This is a genomic window from Dactylosporangium aurantiacum (assembly GCF_000716715.1).
GTDB classification, from domain to species: domain Bacteria; phylum Actinomycetota; class Actinomycetes; order Mycobacteriales; family Micromonosporaceae; genus Dactylosporangium; species Dactylosporangium aurantiacum.
The window spans coordinates 44,008-59,325 of record NZ_JNYJ01000028.1 but is presented as its reverse complement, the minus strand read 5'-3'; the positions used below and the strand labels follow the sequence as shown (position 1 = coordinate 59,325).

Annotated in this window: 18 protein-coding genes and 1 pseudogene; 14 read left to right on the top strand and 5 right to left on the bottom strand. The window is 70.9% G+C overall.

Annotation, left to right across the window (positions count from 1 at the left end; all coding sequences use genetic code 11):
* Window positions 1-162: 162 nt before the first annotated feature.
* Window positions 163-516 (bottom strand): annotated as a pseudogene (trxA, locus tag OP18_RS28855) (thioredoxin); the annotation flags it as partial.
* A gap of 123 nt (window positions 517-639) precedes the next feature.
* On the opposite strand from trxA, the gene OP18_RS28850 reads away from it, so the two are divergent.
* Together OP18_RS28850 and OP18_RS53220 are read left to right on the top strand one after the other, a co-directional pair.
* Complete coding sequence (locus tag OP18_RS28850) at window positions 640-1,047, top strand: thiol-disulfide oxidoreductase DCC family protein (RefSeq protein WP_033362265.1); 408 nt, start codon at window positions 640-642, stop codon at window positions 1,045-1,047.
* A gap of 199 nt (window positions 1,048-1,246) precedes the next feature.
* Entirely contained in the window at window positions 1,247-1,729 is a 483-nt protein-coding gene (locus OP18_RS53220; RefSeq protein ID WP_052387509.1) for a hypothetical protein, read from the top strand.
* 115 nt (window positions 1,730-1,844) lie between these two features.
* On the opposite strand, the gene OP18_RS28840 is transcribed toward OP18_RS53220, so the two are convergent.
* Window positions 1,845-2,603 carry a DUF695 domain-containing protein gene (locus tag OP18_RS28840; RefSeq protein WP_033362222.1) on the bottom strand — a complete coding sequence of 253 codons (759 nt, stop codon included), beginning with the start codon at window positions 2,601-2,603 and terminating at the stop codon, window positions 1,845-1,847.
* A 21-nt stretch (window positions 2,604-2,624) separates the two neighbouring features.
* On the bottom strand, window positions 2,625-3,119 hold the full coding sequence (locus tag OP18_RS28835; RefSeq protein ID WP_033362221.1) for a MaoC family dehydratase: 495 nt from the start codon (window positions 3,117-3,119) through the stop codon (window positions 2,625-2,627).
* A 292-nt stretch (window positions 3,120-3,411) separates the two neighbouring features.
* Here OP18_RS28835 and OP18_RS28830 point away from each other — a divergent pair, with 292 nt between their 5' ends.
* The 10 genes from OP18_RS28830 (at window position 3,412) to OP18_RS28785 (ending at window position 11,244) form a co-directional block, all read left to right on the top strand.
* Window positions 3,412-3,846 carry a hypothetical protein gene (locus OP18_RS28830; protein ID WP_033362220.1) on the top strand — a complete coding sequence of 145 codons (435 nt, stop codon included), beginning with the start codon at window positions 3,412-3,414 and terminating at the stop codon, window positions 3,844-3,846.
* Window positions 3,843-4,853 carry an MFS transporter permease gene (locus OP18_RS28825; protein WP_211273710.1) on the top strand — a complete coding sequence of 337 codons (1,011 nt, stop codon included), beginning with the start codon at window positions 3,843-3,845 and terminating at the stop codon, window positions 4,851-4,853. Before OP18_RS28830 ends, OP18_RS28825 begins: the two co-directional genes overlap by 4 nt.
* Before the next feature lie 166 nt (window positions 4,854-5,019).
* Window positions 5,020-5,637 carry a TrmH family RNA methyltransferase gene (locus tag OP18_RS28820; protein ID WP_033362219.1) on the top strand — a complete coding sequence of 206 codons (618 nt, stop codon included), beginning with the start codon at window positions 5,020-5,022 and terminating at the stop codon, window positions 5,635-5,637.
* Window positions 5,638-5,656: 19 nt separating this feature from the next.
* On the top strand, window positions 5,657-6,337 hold the full coding sequence (locus tag OP18_RS28815; RefSeq protein ID WP_341483913.1) for a DUF6758 family protein: 681 nt from the start codon (window positions 5,657-5,659) through the stop codon (window positions 6,335-6,337).
* A gap of 103 nt (window positions 6,338-6,440) precedes the next feature.
* Window positions 6,441-6,632 (top strand): hypothetical protein, encoded by a 192-nt coding sequence (locus OP18_RS28810; protein WP_033362218.1) that lies wholly within the window; start codon window positions 6,441-6,443, stop codon window positions 6,630-6,632.
* A 5-nt stretch (window positions 6,633-6,637) separates the two neighbouring features.
* On the top strand, window positions 6,638-7,468 hold the full coding sequence (locus OP18_RS28805) for a PH domain-containing protein (protein ID WP_033362217.1): 831 nt from the start codon (window positions 6,638-6,640) through the stop codon (window positions 7,466-7,468).
* A gap of 78 nt (window positions 7,469-7,546) precedes the next feature.
* Window positions 7,547-8,242 carry a SigE family RNA polymerase sigma factor gene (locus OP18_RS28800; protein ID WP_081971218.1) on the top strand — a complete coding sequence of 232 codons (696 nt, stop codon included), beginning with the start codon at window positions 7,547-7,549 and terminating at the stop codon, window positions 8,240-8,242.
* Between the two features lie 2 nt (window positions 8,243-8,244).
* The gene (locus OP18_RS28795) at window positions 8,245-9,459 is read left to right on the top strand and encodes a hypothetical protein (protein ID WP_033362216.1); all 1,215 of its coding nucleotides are present in this window, start codon (window positions 8,245-8,247) and stop codon (window positions 9,457-9,459) included.
* A complete protein-coding gene (locus OP18_RS28790; RefSeq protein ID WP_033362215.1) occupies window positions 9,460-10,308 on the top strand; it encodes a PHP domain-containing protein in 849 nt (282 codons plus the stop codon).
* Between the two features lie 174 nt (window positions 10,309-10,482).
* A complete protein-coding gene (locus OP18_RS28785) occupies window positions 10,483-11,244 on the top strand; it encodes a TetR/AcrR family transcriptional regulator (protein WP_033362214.1) in 762 nt (253 codons plus the stop codon).
* A gap of 22 nt (window positions 11,245-11,266) precedes the next feature.
* On the opposite strand, the gene OP18_RS28780 is transcribed toward OP18_RS28785, so the two are convergent.
* Complete coding sequence (locus tag OP18_RS28780; protein WP_033362213.1) at window positions 11,267-12,508, bottom strand: glycoside hydrolase family 18 protein; 1,242 nt, start codon at window positions 12,506-12,508, stop codon at window positions 11,267-11,269.
* A 115-nt stretch (window positions 12,509-12,623) separates the two neighbouring features.
* Between OP18_RS28780 and OP18_RS28775 the strand changes: the two genes are divergently transcribed.
* Together OP18_RS28775 and OP18_RS28770 are read left to right on the top strand one after the other, a co-directional pair.
* Window positions 12,624-13,241, top strand: a complete 618-nt coding sequence (locus OP18_RS28775) for a MarC family protein (RefSeq protein ID WP_033362212.1) — start codon at window positions 12,624-12,626, stop codon at window positions 13,239-13,241.
* 33 nt (window positions 13,242-13,274) lie between these two features.
* A complete protein-coding gene (locus OP18_RS28770) occupies window positions 13,275-14,117 on the top strand; it encodes a RecB family exonuclease (RefSeq protein ID WP_033362211.1) in 843 nt (280 codons plus the stop codon).
* Between the two features lie 580 nt (window positions 14,118-14,697).
* On the opposite strand, the gene OP18_RS28765 is transcribed toward OP18_RS28770, so the two are convergent.
* Window positions 14,698-15,270 carry a TetR family transcriptional regulator gene (locus OP18_RS28765; protein ID WP_033362210.1) on the bottom strand — a complete coding sequence of 191 codons (573 nt, stop codon included), beginning with the start codon at window positions 15,268-15,270 and terminating at the stop codon, window positions 14,698-14,700.
* Between the last annotated feature and the right edge of the window lie 48 nt (window positions 15,271-15,318).

Below are 15,318 nucleotides of genomic sequence, written 5' to 3'. Positions count from 1 at the left end.
ACGAACCGCAAGCTACGCCTCGACCGATTCACCCACCGAGTTCTCACGCTCAGTGACGCCGGCCGGGGTGGCGTCCGAGGCCTCGGTCTTCGCCGTCTCGGTCTTGGCCGTCTCCGCCTTCGGGGCGTCGGCGGTCTTGGCGTCACCGTGCTTGCCGGCGGTGTGCTCGGCGATCTGCGCCCGGACCTCGTCCATGTCCAGGTCGCGGACCTGCTTGATCAGCGACTCGAGCTGCTGCTCACGCATCATGCCGGGCTGGGAGAACACCGCGACGCCGTCGCGCACGATCATCAGCGTGGGGATGGAGCGGATCTGGAACTCCATCGCGAGCTCCGGCTGGGCTTCGGTGTCCACCTTGCCGAAGAGCAGGTCCGGGTTGTTCTCCGAGACCTTCTCGTACGTCGGCGCAAAGGCCCGACACGGCCCGCACCACTCGGCCCAGAAGTCGACCAGGGTGATGCCCTCGCCGCCGACCTTCTCGGCGAAGTTCTCGGCGGTCAGTTCTACGGTTGCCATGTCTGTCCGATCCTTTCGGGCGTCGGGTACGCACCGTTGTAACCACGTACCCCTTACCGGCATTCCCAACCGGTGTCCGGGCTCACGATGGCCTCCGCGGGCGCGTGATCCATGATGGAGGACATGGATCGGCCGACGTTCGTGTTCGACGGTGACTGCGCGTTCTGTTCATCATGCGCCCGCTTCATCGAGCGCCGCATCAGGCCGGCCGCGCACGTCGTGGCGTGGCAGTTCGCCGACCTCGACGCGCTCGGCGTGACCGAGGAGCAGGCGGGCGCCGCGGTGCAGTGGGTGAGCGCCGGCCGGGCCCCGACCGCCGGTCCTGTCGCCATCGCCGACATGCTCAGGACCGCCCCCGGGCTCGCCGGGCGGCTGCTGTGGCGGCCCGCCGGGGCCGTCCTCGGGCTGCGGCCCGTCGCCGCGCTCGCCTGGCCGGTGTACCGGTGGGTCGCCCGCAACCGGCACCGGATGCCCGGCGGCACCGCGGCCTGCGCCCTGCCGCCCGACCACCCGGCCCGCGCCGCCCACTGAGCGGCCGTGCGCTCCCAGCCGACCACCGGCCCGCGCCGCCCACTGAGCGGCCGCGCCGCGCACTGACAGGTCGCACCGTTCGCTGAACGGTCGCGCCGAGCCCTCCGCGCGGCGTCCGGTAGGAGCACCTGGGGGCAAACCCGCAGAATTGCGGCTGGGTCGGACTTTTCGGCATACGCTCGCGAGTGGGAGGTACGCCATGCCGAGCCAGCCCACACCGAGCCATCCCAGCGCCGGGGTCGACCTGCCGCTGCACCGGCACGAGTGGGACCGGCTCGTCAGGCTCCCCCGCCACGTCCTCGTCGTCGCCAGCGCCGGGGACGAGGAGGTCGACGCCGTCGCCGGGGTCGAGGCCATCGCGGCCGGCCAGCGCTCCAGGGCGCTGCTGGTCCGGGGCGTCGTCGCGGCGATCTTCGCTGAGCAGGTGACCGTCACCGCGCCGCTGGACCGCGCGGGCGTGCTCGCCGAGTGTGGCGCGGCCGTGCGGATACTGGCCGGGCGGCTGGGCACGGACGTCGCGCTCGCCTACGGCGAGTGGCTGATGGACGTCGCGGCCAGCGTCGGCCGGACCGCGTGGCGGCCCGGCGTGATCCGGCTCGGCGGCGTCGAGATCCTGCTCGCCGAGCGGGAGTTCGTCAACGAGATCGGCAGGGAATTGGCGCGGGCCCTGCACCGCCACTAGCGGGCGGCGCGCCGGTGGGCGCCGGTCGGGTGGGCTGGGCAATCCTTCTCATCCGGCTGGCCTCCAAACGCCCTCCGGGACGCCTCGGAACCCCCGGCCCGTCCCGGAGACGGCGTCAGACCTGGACCATGCAGCCCCAGCCGTCGTAGATGCCGTCGTGGCGCTCCACGATGCCCCGGACCTCCCAGGTGACCTCGTGCAGCGTCGGCGGCTCGACCGCGTCGCGGCGGATCGCCTGCAGCACGAAGTCCGCCTCGTCGCCCCGCTCGACGGTGACCGCGAACCCGAGGTTGCGCAGGTCCCCGGCGGCCGCCTCGGCGCGGTCGGTGTCGGGGAAGTACGCGAGGAACTCCACCGGCCGCGGCTGGCTGAGCCGGTCGCCGTGGCCCTCCAGCTCCTGCACGACCTGGTTGTCCTCCATGATGTTGCGCTGCCACGCGTCGGGGGTGAGCTCGTCGCGGACCCGGGTCCAGCCCGGGTCGGACCCGAGCGTGCCGACCGGCCGCAGCGCGGGGATGTCGGGCAGCGCGGGCGCGGCCGCGCCGGCGGGCAGGTACCCGGTGATGCGGCCGGTGTTGGCCGTCACCACCCGGCCGACCATGGCGCCGCCGGCGCCGCGCAGCGCCTGCCGGAGGGCCTCGTCGAGGGCGTGGATGGCGCCCAGCTCCGACTCGGCGGGCATGCCGCTGGCGCCGTCACCCGCGTAGGTGAAGTCGACGTCGAAGCGTTGCGGCAGCCGTGCCACCGGGGCGGCCTCGACGGCGCCGAGGTCGATGTTGTACATCGCCATCGCTTCGCCGATCTCGCCCGGGTACACGGCCCAGCGCTCGACCCATGCCGGCTCGCGCCCCAGCAGCCTGCGCAGTAGACCCACTGCCGTCCTCCTCAAACGCGTCTATTCGCGGGGCACCGGAAAACTCGGCATCTCCGGGCCGGCGTGCGACTTCTTCGGCACCATGACCTTGCGCCGGAACACGCAGATCAGGGTGCCGTCCTGCTTGTATCCCTTGGTCTGGACGGTCACCACGCCGCGGTCGTCCTTGGACTCCGACTCGCGCTTGTCCAGCACCGTGGTCTCGCCGTAGATGGTGTCACCGTGAAAGGTCGGCGCGGTATGCCGCAGCGACTCGACCTCGAGATTGGCGATCGCCTTGCCGGACACGTCGGGCACCGACATGCCGAGCAGGATCGAATAGACGTAGTTGCCCACGACGACGTTGCGCTGGAAATGCGTGGACGTCTCGGCGTAGTGGACGTCCAGGTGCAGCGGATGATGGTTCATCGTCAGCAGGCAGAACAGGTGGTCGTCGGATTCGGTGACCGTCTTGCCCGGCCAGTGCCGGTAGACGGCGCCGACCTCGAACTCCTCGAAATACCGGCCGAACTGCATCTCGCACTCCCTCGTCGTTGTGGGGTCTGCAAGCATGCCGGGTACGGCCGCGAAATTCAGCCGAGTGTGACAAATACGCAGTGAGCGGCGGGGCCCTCCCTGGCACCCGCCGCCCACGCTGTGTGACCAGTATCTTGAGGGCGGATGCAACGCTCCGTATAGAGACGCAGATCACAGTTATGGAAATGAGACGAAAATTGAGCGTGGCGGCTACGGAGTGTGTTGATGGTCTCACTACAGAGCGTAGTGATGCACCGGCCCACTGGACCGCGGACGGTAAAGTCCGGCGGCGATGGAACGGTTGAGCGCGCGGGGGCGCGTGACGCGGGTGGCGGTGACGCTGGTGGTCGCCGCGCTGACCTTCGCCGGCACGATCGCCGGCGACGACTACGACTTCCCGTTCGCCCCGTTCCAGATGTTCGCGATCGCCGATGACCCGAACGCGCCGGTGATGGTGCTGCGCGCCGACGGCGTCGACACCACCGGCCGGCGGATCGTGCTCGACGAGCGCAACGCCGGCGTGCGCCGGGCGGAGATCGAGGCGCAGATCGACCGGTTCAAGGCCGACCCCAGCCTGCTGCGGTCGGTCCAGGGCGCCTACGCCGCCCGCAACCCGGGCCGGCCACCCCTGGTGGAGGTCGACATCGTCGAGGTGCAGCACCACCTGCGCGACGCCCAGCCGACCGGCGAGATCACCGAGGTCGTGCTCGCGAGGTGGCGGCCGTGACCCACCTGCGCAACTGGCTCTTCGAGCCGGTGCCGAAGGGGCGCATCGCCGCCTTCCGCACCCTCGTCTACCTCTTCGTCGCGCTCGACGTGGTGTTCTTCAGCGCCTGGATCAAGCACCACGGCGACCTGCCCGGCAACCTCTACCAGCCGCTGGTCGTCGGCCGCCTCCTGCCGCTGCCGACGCCGACGCCGCTGGTCGTCGGCACGATCTACTGGGCCCTGATCCCGCTGTCGCTCGCCGCCGCGACCGGCCGGGCCCACCGGCTGCTCGGCTGGAGCGTGTTCGTCCTGTACTTCGAGTGGATGATCATCGCGATGAGCTACGGCAAGATCGACCACGACCGGTTCGGCCTGCTCGTCGCGCTCGCCGTGCTGCCGACCGCGGGCCGGGCCCGGCACGGCGACCCGGAGACCAGCGAGGCCGGCGGCTGGGCGCTGCGGCTCACCCAGATCGGCGTGATCTGCACGTACTTCCTGGCATCGATCGCCAAGTTGCGCTTCGGCGGCCTCGCCTGGCTGACCGGGGCCACCCTGACCCGGTCCTTCATCCGGCGCGGCACCGCGCTGGCGCACTGGCTGCTCGGCATCCCCGGCTTCACCACGGCCAGCCAGATCGGCATCGTCGGCTTCGAGCTGTTCAGCCCGCTGGTGTTCGTGCTCAAGCCGAAGCTGCGCTACGCCATGGTCGCCGGCTTCTACGCCTTCCACGTGCTGACCTTCAGCCTGATCACGATCTCGTTCATCCCGCACCAGGTGGCGATGACCAGCTTCCTGCCGCTGGAGCGGGTCACCCCCGTCGTCTGGGCACGCCGGCTGCTCAAGCGCGGCACGCCGGCCACGGACGACGCCCCGGGCGACGACCCGGCCACCACCGGCCCGGCCGCGGACGAGCGCGGCGCGGGCAGGGGCGGCTCAGCCGCCGAACAGGCTCGCGAAGAAGTCGCCGAAGCCGCCGGCGATGTCCATCAGCGCGCCGCCGATGGACTTGACCACCTCGGCCGCTGACTGCGGCCGATACGCGACGAAGAAGATGAGGAAGGCAATGCCTCCCCAGGTGAGGACCTTCTTGACCATTGCCGCCAATCCCCTCTGGGCCCGCGATTGCAAGGAACGTAGCGTATCGGGTGAGCGCCACAGGGTGAATGAGTGTCGGGCCGGGGATTCACGGTAGATGCACAACGAGGATGAGGTCGGTGTGGGGCCGTGGGCCGGCGAGTGGCCGGCCGCGGCGCACTACGACCCTGAGCTGCTCGCCGCGGGTGACCGGCGCAATGTCGTGGACCGTTACCGGTACTGGCGGCTCGAGGCGATCGTCGCCGACCTCGACACCCGCCGGCACGATTTCCACGTCGCGATCGAGAACTGGCAGCACGACCTGAACATCGGCACGGTCGTGCGCAACGCCAACGCCTTTCTCGCCGCCGAGGTGCACATCGTCGGTCGCCGCCGCTGGAACCGGCGCGGCGCAATGGTCACTGACCGCTATCAACACGTGCGGCACCATCCGACCGTCGAGGAGTTCCTGGACTGGGCCGCCGGGCACGACCTGCCGGTGATCGGGATCGACAACCTGCCCGGCGCGCTGCCCCTGGAGCGGGCCGACCTGCCGCGCCGGTGCGTGCTGCTCTTCGGCCAGGAGGGCCCTGGCCTGTCGGAACCTGCCCGGAAGGCGTGTGCCGCGGTGTACTCCATCGCGCAGTACGGCTCCACGCGGTCGATCAACGCCGGCGTCGCGAGCGGGATCGCGATGCACGCCTGGATCCGGGCGTACGGCGACAACAGCCCATAGGACCAATTACCGTGGGTACATGGGCGTCGCTATCAGCTGTCCCCGTTGTGGCGGCCCGGTGCGGCCACCGGACCTCATGCACTCGGAGTGGAGGTGCGATGAGGACGGCGGTGTGCTGCCGCTGCACGTGGCGCAGCACATCGGGCCGGAGATCGTCGAGTCGGCGAGGGTGAAACTCGCCGCGGCCGCGCACCGCACCGGCGAGAAACGGCCGCTGCCGCTGTGGTGCCCGTGGCCGCTGCCGACCGGCTGGACCGTGACCGGCGTCGGCTGGGTCGGCGACGAGCGCTCCGGCGTGCGCGCCACCGCGGTCGCCTGCAGCGGCCCGTGCCCGGTCGAGCACGGCCCGGCCGACTGCGTGATCGTCGCCGAGGAGCCCGGCGTCGGTCTCGGCACCCGGTTCGCCGGCATCCCCGGCACCGACCCCGGCCCGTTCTTCGACGCGGACATCGCCACCACCGTCGCGCACGCCAAGGTGCGGGCGGCCGGCTGGCCGACCCCGCTGTGGATGGCCAAGTCGCCGGAGGACCGCTGCGCGTACGTCGGCGAGGCCATGGGCGTGTGGCTGTACGTGGTGACGTGGCCGGCCGCCGCGGGCTACCTGCTGGAGGAGGAGCTCGACCTGCACGACCTGGCCGACGATGTGCCAACCCACCTCGTTTACGGCGCGCCGTCGCCGTATCTTCACGGCAAGGCGTAGAAGGACACGACTAGGATCACCCTCGGGTCGATGGGGTCGCTGTCGGCGCGGCACACATTCACCGTGTGCCGTGCAACTGATACGCTGAGTTCGCCGCGGTGCTGTGCACGACGCCGCGGGGAGGGGATTGACGGCAATGGTCAAAAAGGTCCTCACCTGGGGAAGCATTGCTTTCCTCATCTTCTTTGTCGCATATCGGCCGCAGTCCGCGGCTGAGGTCTTCAAGTCCATCGGCGGCGGCATCATGGACATCGCCACCGGGTTCGGGGACTTCTTCTCCAGTCTGGTCGCCTGACTGCGATGACCACCGGGCCTGAGCCTCCCGCCGAAGAACCGGGCGCCCGCCGCTGGGAAGATCGCGACACCGAGCCGATCCCGCGGGCGCGTCCCACCAATCCCGACCCCGAGGACTTCGCCGATCCCTACGACGACGGTGCACAGTCGGCCACAATCGGTGGCTACGGCCGCGACGACTACTACGTGAACGAGGGCCCGCCGACCTTCACCGAGGACGAGTTCTCCGGCCTGCGCTCCGGCGACCCGGGCCCCTCGGTGCCGCCCGGCAGCCGCATGGCGCCCCTCGACGAGGAGGCGAGCCGGCACGCCGCCCGCTATCTCTTCCCGACCGAGAAGTTCCGCGGCGAATGGAAACGCCACTGGATCCAGCTCGCCAAGGAGGGCGGGATCGCGGTGGCCGCCACGATCGCGATGGGATACATCGCGGGCTGGCTGACCAAGCACAACCAGACGCAGCTGCGCACCGCCGTGCTGGTCATCTGGGCCGTGGTGATCCTCTACTGCGCCTGGCGGGTCGCGGACTGGTGGTATGACCGCTTCATCCTCACCAACAAACGGGTGATGGTGGTGTCCGGGATCTTCACCCGCAATGTGGCCATGATGCCGCTGCTGCGGGTCACCGACATGAAATACGTGCAGTCGCTGACCGGCCGCATGTTCGGCTACGGGCATTTCGAGCTCGAATCCGCGGGCCAGGACCAGGCGCTGCGCAACATCCGCAACCTGCCGAACCCCAACGAGCTGTACCTGCGCATCGTCGAGGAGATGTACGAGCCCGAGGCCGTGGAGGCCCGCCTGGGCCGCGCCGCCGGCGTCGAGGACGACGGCACCTGAGATTTTTCGTCCGGGGTGCAACCGTGCCGCCCCTCCATCGCGTCTTGCCTGGTGGGCGGAGCGGGGGAGGGAGCGGCGGTGCCGGACGAGGCGGGGTTCCGTGAGGAAGACTTCCGTGATTTCGTCGAGACCAGGTCCAGTGCGCTGCTGCGCACCGCGTACCTGCTCGCCGGCGACTGGGCGACCGCCGAGGATCTGCTCCAGATCGCGCTGACCAAGACCTACCTCGCGTGGAAACGGCTCGGCCACATCGAGGCCGTCGAACCCTACGCCCGCCGGGTGCTGGTCAACACCTCCACGAGCTGGTGGCGCCGCCGCTGGCACGGCGAACGCCCCACGGAGGTGCTGCCGGAGTCGGCCGCCGCCGACCGGATCGAGGAGACCCTCGAACGCGACGCCCTGTGGCGGCACGTCCGGGAGCTGCCCAACCGGCAGCGCGCCGTGCTGGTCCTGCGCTTCTACGAGGACCAGTCGGAGGCCGAGACGGCGCGCCTGCTCGGCGTGTCCGTCGGCACGGTGAAGAGCCAGGCGTCGCGGGCCCTGGCGACGTTACGGCTGCGGCTCGGCGCCGACGGCATCGAACCCGCGGCGCGCCCGGCGCGCCCGCCGACCGTGCGGCTGCGACCGGCGGCGCCGGCGCCGGTGCCGCCCGCCGCGGCGGTGGAAGTGGTACCGAAGGAGCAGCCCGCACCCGACGACGAGTGCGAGACGCCCGAACGGGAGGCCGTCCTGGTGGAGGCCTCCGGGCCGGTGGAAGTGGGACTGGTGACGTGACCATGATCGAAGATGCGCTCCGCGAGGCGTTCGCGGCCAAGGCGGGCACCCAGCCGCCCCGGTCGCTGGACGGCATCGCCGACGTCGTCATCCGTAACGCCGGGCGGGTCCGCCGCCGGCGGCGGGCCGCGGTGACCGGGTTCGCCGCGTTCGTCGTCATGGCGGTCGCCGCCGTCGCCACGTTCCACGTGATCACCCCGTCCTCGCCGGGCAGCACTGTCGCCGAGGGCGACACCAGCCGGCAGACGGTCGCGCCCGAGGCGACCCTCAATTCGCAGACCGCCCCGCCGGCCGCGGACAAGGAGGTCCCCGCGATCGACGGCCAGGCGCAGCCGTCGCAGACCGTCCACCTGAAGCTGAGCGACAACGGCACCGTCGCCGCCGCGTACAAGGCGAAGGACGGCTACCTCGTCGTCAACACCGGCGGCGGGAGCGGCAACAAGCAGCTGGTGCTGCAGGACGAGCACAACAATCAGGAAGTCCTGGTGAAGAAGGCCTCGGACATCGCGGTGTCCAAGGGAGGCGACAAGGTCGCCTGGGCGCAGGAGGGCACGATGACGGTCGCCTCCCGCTCAACGGCCACGCCCGCCGGCGGCTCGCCCAACGCGTCACCCCCGGCCCAGGGGAACCTCACCCAGCAGGCCACGGCCGAGGTGCCGCAGACCGCGGTGCCGGTGACGTTCGTCGGGCCGAACCTGGTCCTCGGCCGCGAGGCGGGCGCCGGCTTCGACGTCTGGTACGCCGGCCGCGCCTACACCGAGTCGTGGGACCCCGACGTCCTGCGGATCTTCGGGGTCCACCCCGACGCGAAGAGCGTCTACGCCGAGGTCAAGCCCATCGACGACGAGAAGTCGATGTGCCTGGCGCTGCTCGCCCTGGACCAGCCGTTCAAGGTCGTGCAGCGGCGGTGCGGGCTGCCGGTCGCGGCGAAGGCCGGCGGGCGGGTCTCGCCGGACGGCAACTGGCTCGCGTACCCCGTCGAGGGCCTCAAACAGGTCGCCGTGCTCGACCTCACGAAGATCTTCACCGGTGGCGCGGCCAAGACGTGGACGCTGAACGTCACCACGAAGACCGTGTGGATGAACGCGTCGACGTTCGTGGTCGACAGCGGCGGCAAGTTCCGCGCGATCAGCCCGACGGCGGTGGCGGGCACGTCCGAGTCGCTCAACACCGAAAGCGAGGGCGTCGTGCTGATCGAACCGCTCTACTCTGGTTGAGTGCGGATCGATCTTCACTGTCACTCGACGGCCAGCGACGGCACGTCGAGCCCGGCGGAGCTGGTCGCGGAGGCGGCCGCCGCCGGGCTCGACGTCATGGCGCTGACCGACCACGACACGACGTCCGGGTGGTCCGCCGCGATCGCCGCCCGCCCGGCCGGGCTCACCCTCGTGCCGGGCGCGGAGCTGTCGTGCCGCTGGCACGGCGGGCCGTGGCCGATCTCCCTGCACCTGCTGGCGTACCTGTTCGACCCGACCGACGTGGCGCTGACCGGTGAGCTGGCCCGCATCCGGGCCTCCCGGGAGACCCGCGCCGAGCGGATGGTGCACCTCATGCGCGCCGACGGCATCGACGTCACGTGGGCCGAGGTCCTCGAGCACGCCGGCGGCGGCACCGTCGGCCGCCCGCACCTGGCCCAGGCGCTGATCCGCCGCGGGCTGGTCGACACGGTGACGGAGGCGTTCCTGCCGGAGTGGCTCGGGCACCGGTACCGGGTCGGCAAGGAGGACCTCGACGTCTTCGTCGCGCTCCGGCTGGTCATCGAGGCCGGCGGCGTGCCGGTCTTCGCCCACCCGCGGGCCAGCGCCCGGGGGCCCGTCGTCCCCGACGAGGTGATCGAGGAGATGGCGGAGGAAGGGCTGTTCGGTCTGGAGGCCGACCACACCGACCACACCCCGCAGGAGCGGGCGCACGTGCGGGCCCTGGCCGGCCGGCTCGGGCTGGTCGTCACCGGCTCCAGCGACTACCACGGCACCAACAAGACCGTGCGCCTCGGCGCCAGGACCACCGCCCCCGAGGTCCTCGAACGCATCGTCGAGGCCGCCACCGGCACCGCCGTGGTCGCATGACCGGCCCGCAGCGGAGCGAGGAGCCGGTCATCATGAGCGCAGTTTCGAGGTCAGGCCGGCGCCGGAGCGCAGCGGAGGTGACGGCATGACCGGTCCGCAGCCTAGCGAGGAGCCGGTCATCGTGGGCGCAGTGTTTCGGTCAGGCCGGCGCCGGAGCGCAGCGGAGGTGCCGGCATGACGACCGAGTACAGCGGGGCGGGGGATCCCCGCCGCAGCATCGAGCTGTTGTGGGGCACCGCCGCGCCGGCCCGTCGTGGGCCGAAGGCCAAGTTCACCGTCGCCGGCGTCACGTCCGTCGCGATCGCCCTCGCCGACGCCGAGGGCCTCGCCGCCGTGTCCATGCGGCGGGTCGCCGAGCAGCTCGGGGTGACGGCGATGTCGCTGTACACCTACGTGCCCAGCAAGGCGGAGCTGCTCGACGTCATGGTGGACACCGTCAGCGCGGAGGCGGTCCGCCCGGCGTTCACCGGATCCGGCTGGCGGGAGCGGCTCACCGAGATCGCCGCCACCAACTGGGCGCTGTACCGGCGGCATCCGTGGCTGCTGCAGATCGCCACCAGCCGCCCGGTGCTCGGGCCGAACGTGATCGCGAAGTACGACTTCGAGCTGCGCGCCTTCGAGTCCTGCGTGGTGCCGGACGTGGACGCCGACCTGCTGCTGAGCCTGGTGCTCAACTACGTCGCGGGTGCGGTGCGCGCGGCGGTGCAGGCCGACCAGGCCGAGCAGGGCACGGGAATGAGCGAGGAGCAGTGGTGGGGGGCGTACGCGCCGCTGCTCGGCGAGGTCCTCGACCCGGCGCGCTTCCCGACGGCGGCGCGGGTGGGCCAGGCGGCCGGGGAGGAGTACGGCGCCGGCGACCCGGTCCGCGCGTACGAGTTCGGGCTGGAACGGGTCCTGGACGGCATCGACGCGCACCTGGGCCGCCTGCGACAGTGAAGGCGGCCCAGGTGCGCAGCTTTTACCGCAGGGCCGTGGCGATCGTCTTGGTGAGGGTGCCGTTGGCGTCGTCACCGTCGAGCGACCAGACCATGGCGCCGCCGTAGCCGGACAGCCGGACGTACAGCGACTTCTGCGCGACCGTGATCTGGTCGTCGAAGGTCCAGAAGGTGGTGCCGTTGAACAGCCACGCGTGGCCGGCGCGCAGGTCACGGTGCACCGTGTACCCCTGCTGCGGGAGCGTGGCGAGGACCTTGTAGTCCTCGTTGCCGGCGGCCCACGTGCCGGGCGCCGGGCCCGAGGCGGGTTGGAAGAGGCCGTCGTTGGCGTTGGTCACGCCGGTCCAGCCCTGCCCGTAGTACGGGATGCCGAGGACCAGCGACTTCTTCGGCGCGCCGCGGTCGGTCCAGGCCTTCAGCGTGGTGGCGCCGCTGAAGTCGGGGGTGGTCGGCGCGCCGCGCGGGATGAACAGCGCGGACTGCTGGTTGGTGGTGGGCTCCCACGTACCGTGGAAGTCGTAGCCCTGGACGGTGCCGAAGTCGAGGTACTTGAAGATCTTGTCGACCTCGAAGCCGGCGTCGATCTTCGCCGGGCTGGCCGGCAGGAACGCGGTCAGGGTGGCCTTCTTCGGCAGCTGCCGGCGGAACTCGGCGAGCAGCAGCGTGAAGTTCTGCTTGTCCTCGGGGCGGATGACGTTGCCCGGGTTGCCCTCGGAGCCCGGCCACTCCCAGTCCAGGTCGAAGCCGTCGAAGACGCCGGTCGAGTAGAACGTGTCGATGCAGGACTTGACGAGCGCCTTGCGCGACGCGTCGGTCAGCACCGCGTCGGAGAAGTTCGCCGACAGCGTCCACCCGCCGAGCGACAGCAGCACCTTCAGCCCGGGGTGCTTGAGCTTGAGCTTGCGCAGCTGGTTGAAGTTGCCGTTGAGCGTCTGCCCCGGCGCGTCGGCGACTCCGTCGACGCTCTCCTCGGCGGAGACCGGCCGCTGGTAGTCGGCCCACGGGTCGGCGGAGACGCACTTGCCGGTCGCGTCCACGTTGCCGAACGCGTAGTTGATGTGTGTCAGGCTCTTGGCCTGGCCGCTCGTCTCGAGGTTCTTGACGTAGTACTGCCGGCCGTAGATGCCCCACTGGATGAAGTACCCGACGCGCTTGTACTGGTCCTGATGCGGCGCGCTGTGCGCCGACGCGGTGCCTGGCACGACCGCCAACGACGCGAGCGTCAGCGACACCGCCAACCCGGCCAGGACGGAGCGTCTGCCCATGAACCCTCCATGACTGTAAGGAAAGTTTGCTGTTTTAGGGCAACGTAGGGGCGCCGTTCGATGCCGTCAAGACCCTGGTTTCCGGTCGATGCGGGCGCACCACGACAATCCGGGAGTGGATCTCAAGCTCTTCGGCGAAGTATTCGTGACCCTGCTGGTCATCCTCGACCCGCCGGGCGCGGTGCCGATCTTCCTGGCCCTCACCGGATCGATGGCCGCCAAGCACCGCAACCGCGCCGCCCTGCAGGCGGTCGCCCTCGCCTTCGGCGTGATCGTCGCGTTCGCGCTCGTCGGGCGGCAGATCCTCGCGTACCTGCACATCGACCTGCCCGCCCTGCAGGGCGCCGGCGGCCTGCTGCTCCTGCTCGTCGCCCTGGAGCTGCTGACCGGCAAGACGGACGACCCCCGGCAGGAGGTCACCTCGAACGTCGCTCTCGTGCCGCTCGGCACCCCGCTGCTGGCCGGCCCCGGCGCGATCGTCGCCACCATGCTCTTCGTCCGGCGCTCATCGGGCGTCGCCGACTACGTCGCGGTCGCCGTCGGCATCATCGCCGTCATGGCCATCGTGTACCTGGTGCTGCGCTTCTCCGGCATCCTGGTGCGCATCCTGCGCCCGAGCGGCATCGAGGTCGTCACCCGCATCGCCGGCCTCCTCGTCGCCGCCATCGCCGTGCAGCTGCTCGCCGACGCGATCGGGGCCTTCGTCACCGAGTACCTGCATTCACCCCATTGAGGTTTTGTCGTACCGCGGTGGCAGGATGCGGGCGTGGACAATGAGCAGCTCGGTCTCTTCGCCCCGCCTCAGCGGCTGTTCACCTGCACGCCCAGCAAGCTCGGCACGTATGAGGACTGCCCCCGGCGGTACCGGTTCGCCTATGTCGACCGCCCGTCCCCGCCGAAGGGGCCGCCGTGGGCGCACAACTCGCTCGGCGCGTCCGTGCACACCGCGCTGCGCAGCTGGTATGCCCTCGACCCCGACCGCCGCGACCGCGCCGCCCTGCCGACCCTGCTGAAGGCCACCTGGGTCAGCGAGGGCTACCGCGACGAGACCCAGGAGCGCGACGTCTTCCGCCGCGCCCTCGGCTGGCTCGAGTCCTATGTGGACGGCCTCGACCCGCACGACGAGCCCGTCGGCGTCGAGCGCACCGTCGCCGCCCGCACCGAGACCCTCGCCCTGTCCGGCCGCGTCGACCGCATCGACGAGCGCGCCGGCGAGCTCGTCATCGTCGACTACAAGACCGGCCGCTCCGGCCTCACCCCGGACGACGCCCGCGGCTCCCGCGCGCTCGCCCTCTACGCGATCGCCGCCGCCCGCGTGTTCCGCAAGCCCTGCCACCGCGTCGAGCTGCACCACCTGCCCACGGGCACCGTCGCCGCCCACGACCACACCGACGAGTCCCTGACCCGCCACCTGCGCCGCGCCGAGGCGACCGCCGCCGACATCACCGCCGCCGACGCCGCCCTCGCCGCCGGCACCTCCCCCGACGAGGCGTTCCCGGTGGCCCCCGGACCGCAGTGCGCATGGTGCGACTTCCGGCGGTCGTGCCCGGCCGGGGCGGGGGTCGAGCCGAAGGAGCCCTGGGCGGCGGTGGAGCGGTCCGCGGGCTGACACCGTCCCGTGGTTTTTGCGGGCTGGCGTTTGGCGTGGCCGTTGGGTGCTGTGCGCGTGCGGGAGCCGATGGGCCATGTGTATTCGCTGGTGAGTGCTGCGGCCTTCGTGGTTCCGCGCGGCCTGCCGGCCGTGCGACAGGGTGGCGTGGTCGCGGTCCGGGGCGTGGTCGCGGTGATGGTCCCCGGGCGCCGTCCTCACATGCTCGGCCGCCGTCGAGGTCGTCGTTCGGTGGTGCCACTCCGCGTGCAGTTCCAAGAACAGAGACCGTCGGTTGTTGAGCTGGTGGGTGGGCCGCTGGTTGCGGTCCGCGTGCGGGAGCCGATGGGCCATGTGTGTTTCGCTGGTGAGTGCTGCGGCCTTCGTGGCTCCGCGCCGTCGTGGGTTCAAGAACGAACGACCATCGATGCGGGGCCTTGAAGGCCACCGCGGACCGCAATGATTGTCCTCAGTGCGGTATGTCCTGGTGCTGGAACGCTCGGCGGTGTGGCCGCGCGGAACCACGAAGTCCCCTGGCCTGAACAGATACATAAAAAAAAGGGGCATCGGTCCCGCACGCGGACACAGCGCACTGCGAAAACTACGGGAACGCGGTGGCGAAGCACTCCGACAGCAGCGCGTTGAGGTCGGTGGCGGAGTCCAGCTCCACCCACCGCATCAGCGCCGTGTCGAAGGCCGCGAACGCGACCCCCACCAGCACCGCCGGCCGCAGGTCGGTGTCCGCGTCCGCGCCCATCCGGGCGGCCAGCACCGGCGTGAGCATGGCCCGCCAGCTGAACTGGCGCTCCAGGTAGCGCGCCAGCAGGGCCGGGGTGGTCATGGTGGCCTTGGCCAGGCGCTGGGACTTCTCTGGGTGCTCCCAGAAGGTGTCGGTGAAGGCGCGCAGGGTGTGCTGGAGGGCGACGGCGGGGGGTTCGGTGGTGGGGCGGGCGGACAGGATCTGGCTGAGCTGCCGGCCGTGGTCGCTGAGGAACTCGATGATCACGTCTTCCTTGGACTGGAAGTAGCGGAAGAACGTGCGGCGGGAGACGCCGGCGGCGGCGGCCATCTGGTCGATGGTGGTCTCTTCGAAGCCCTGGAACGCGAGCAGCTTCAGTGCTGCCTCGGTCAGCTCGTCGCGGACGAGCTGGCGTTTGCGTTCGGCGAGGCTCACGCAGGCATTCTATGCGCCGTGATCAGCCTGGCACAGAAGCACGATGTT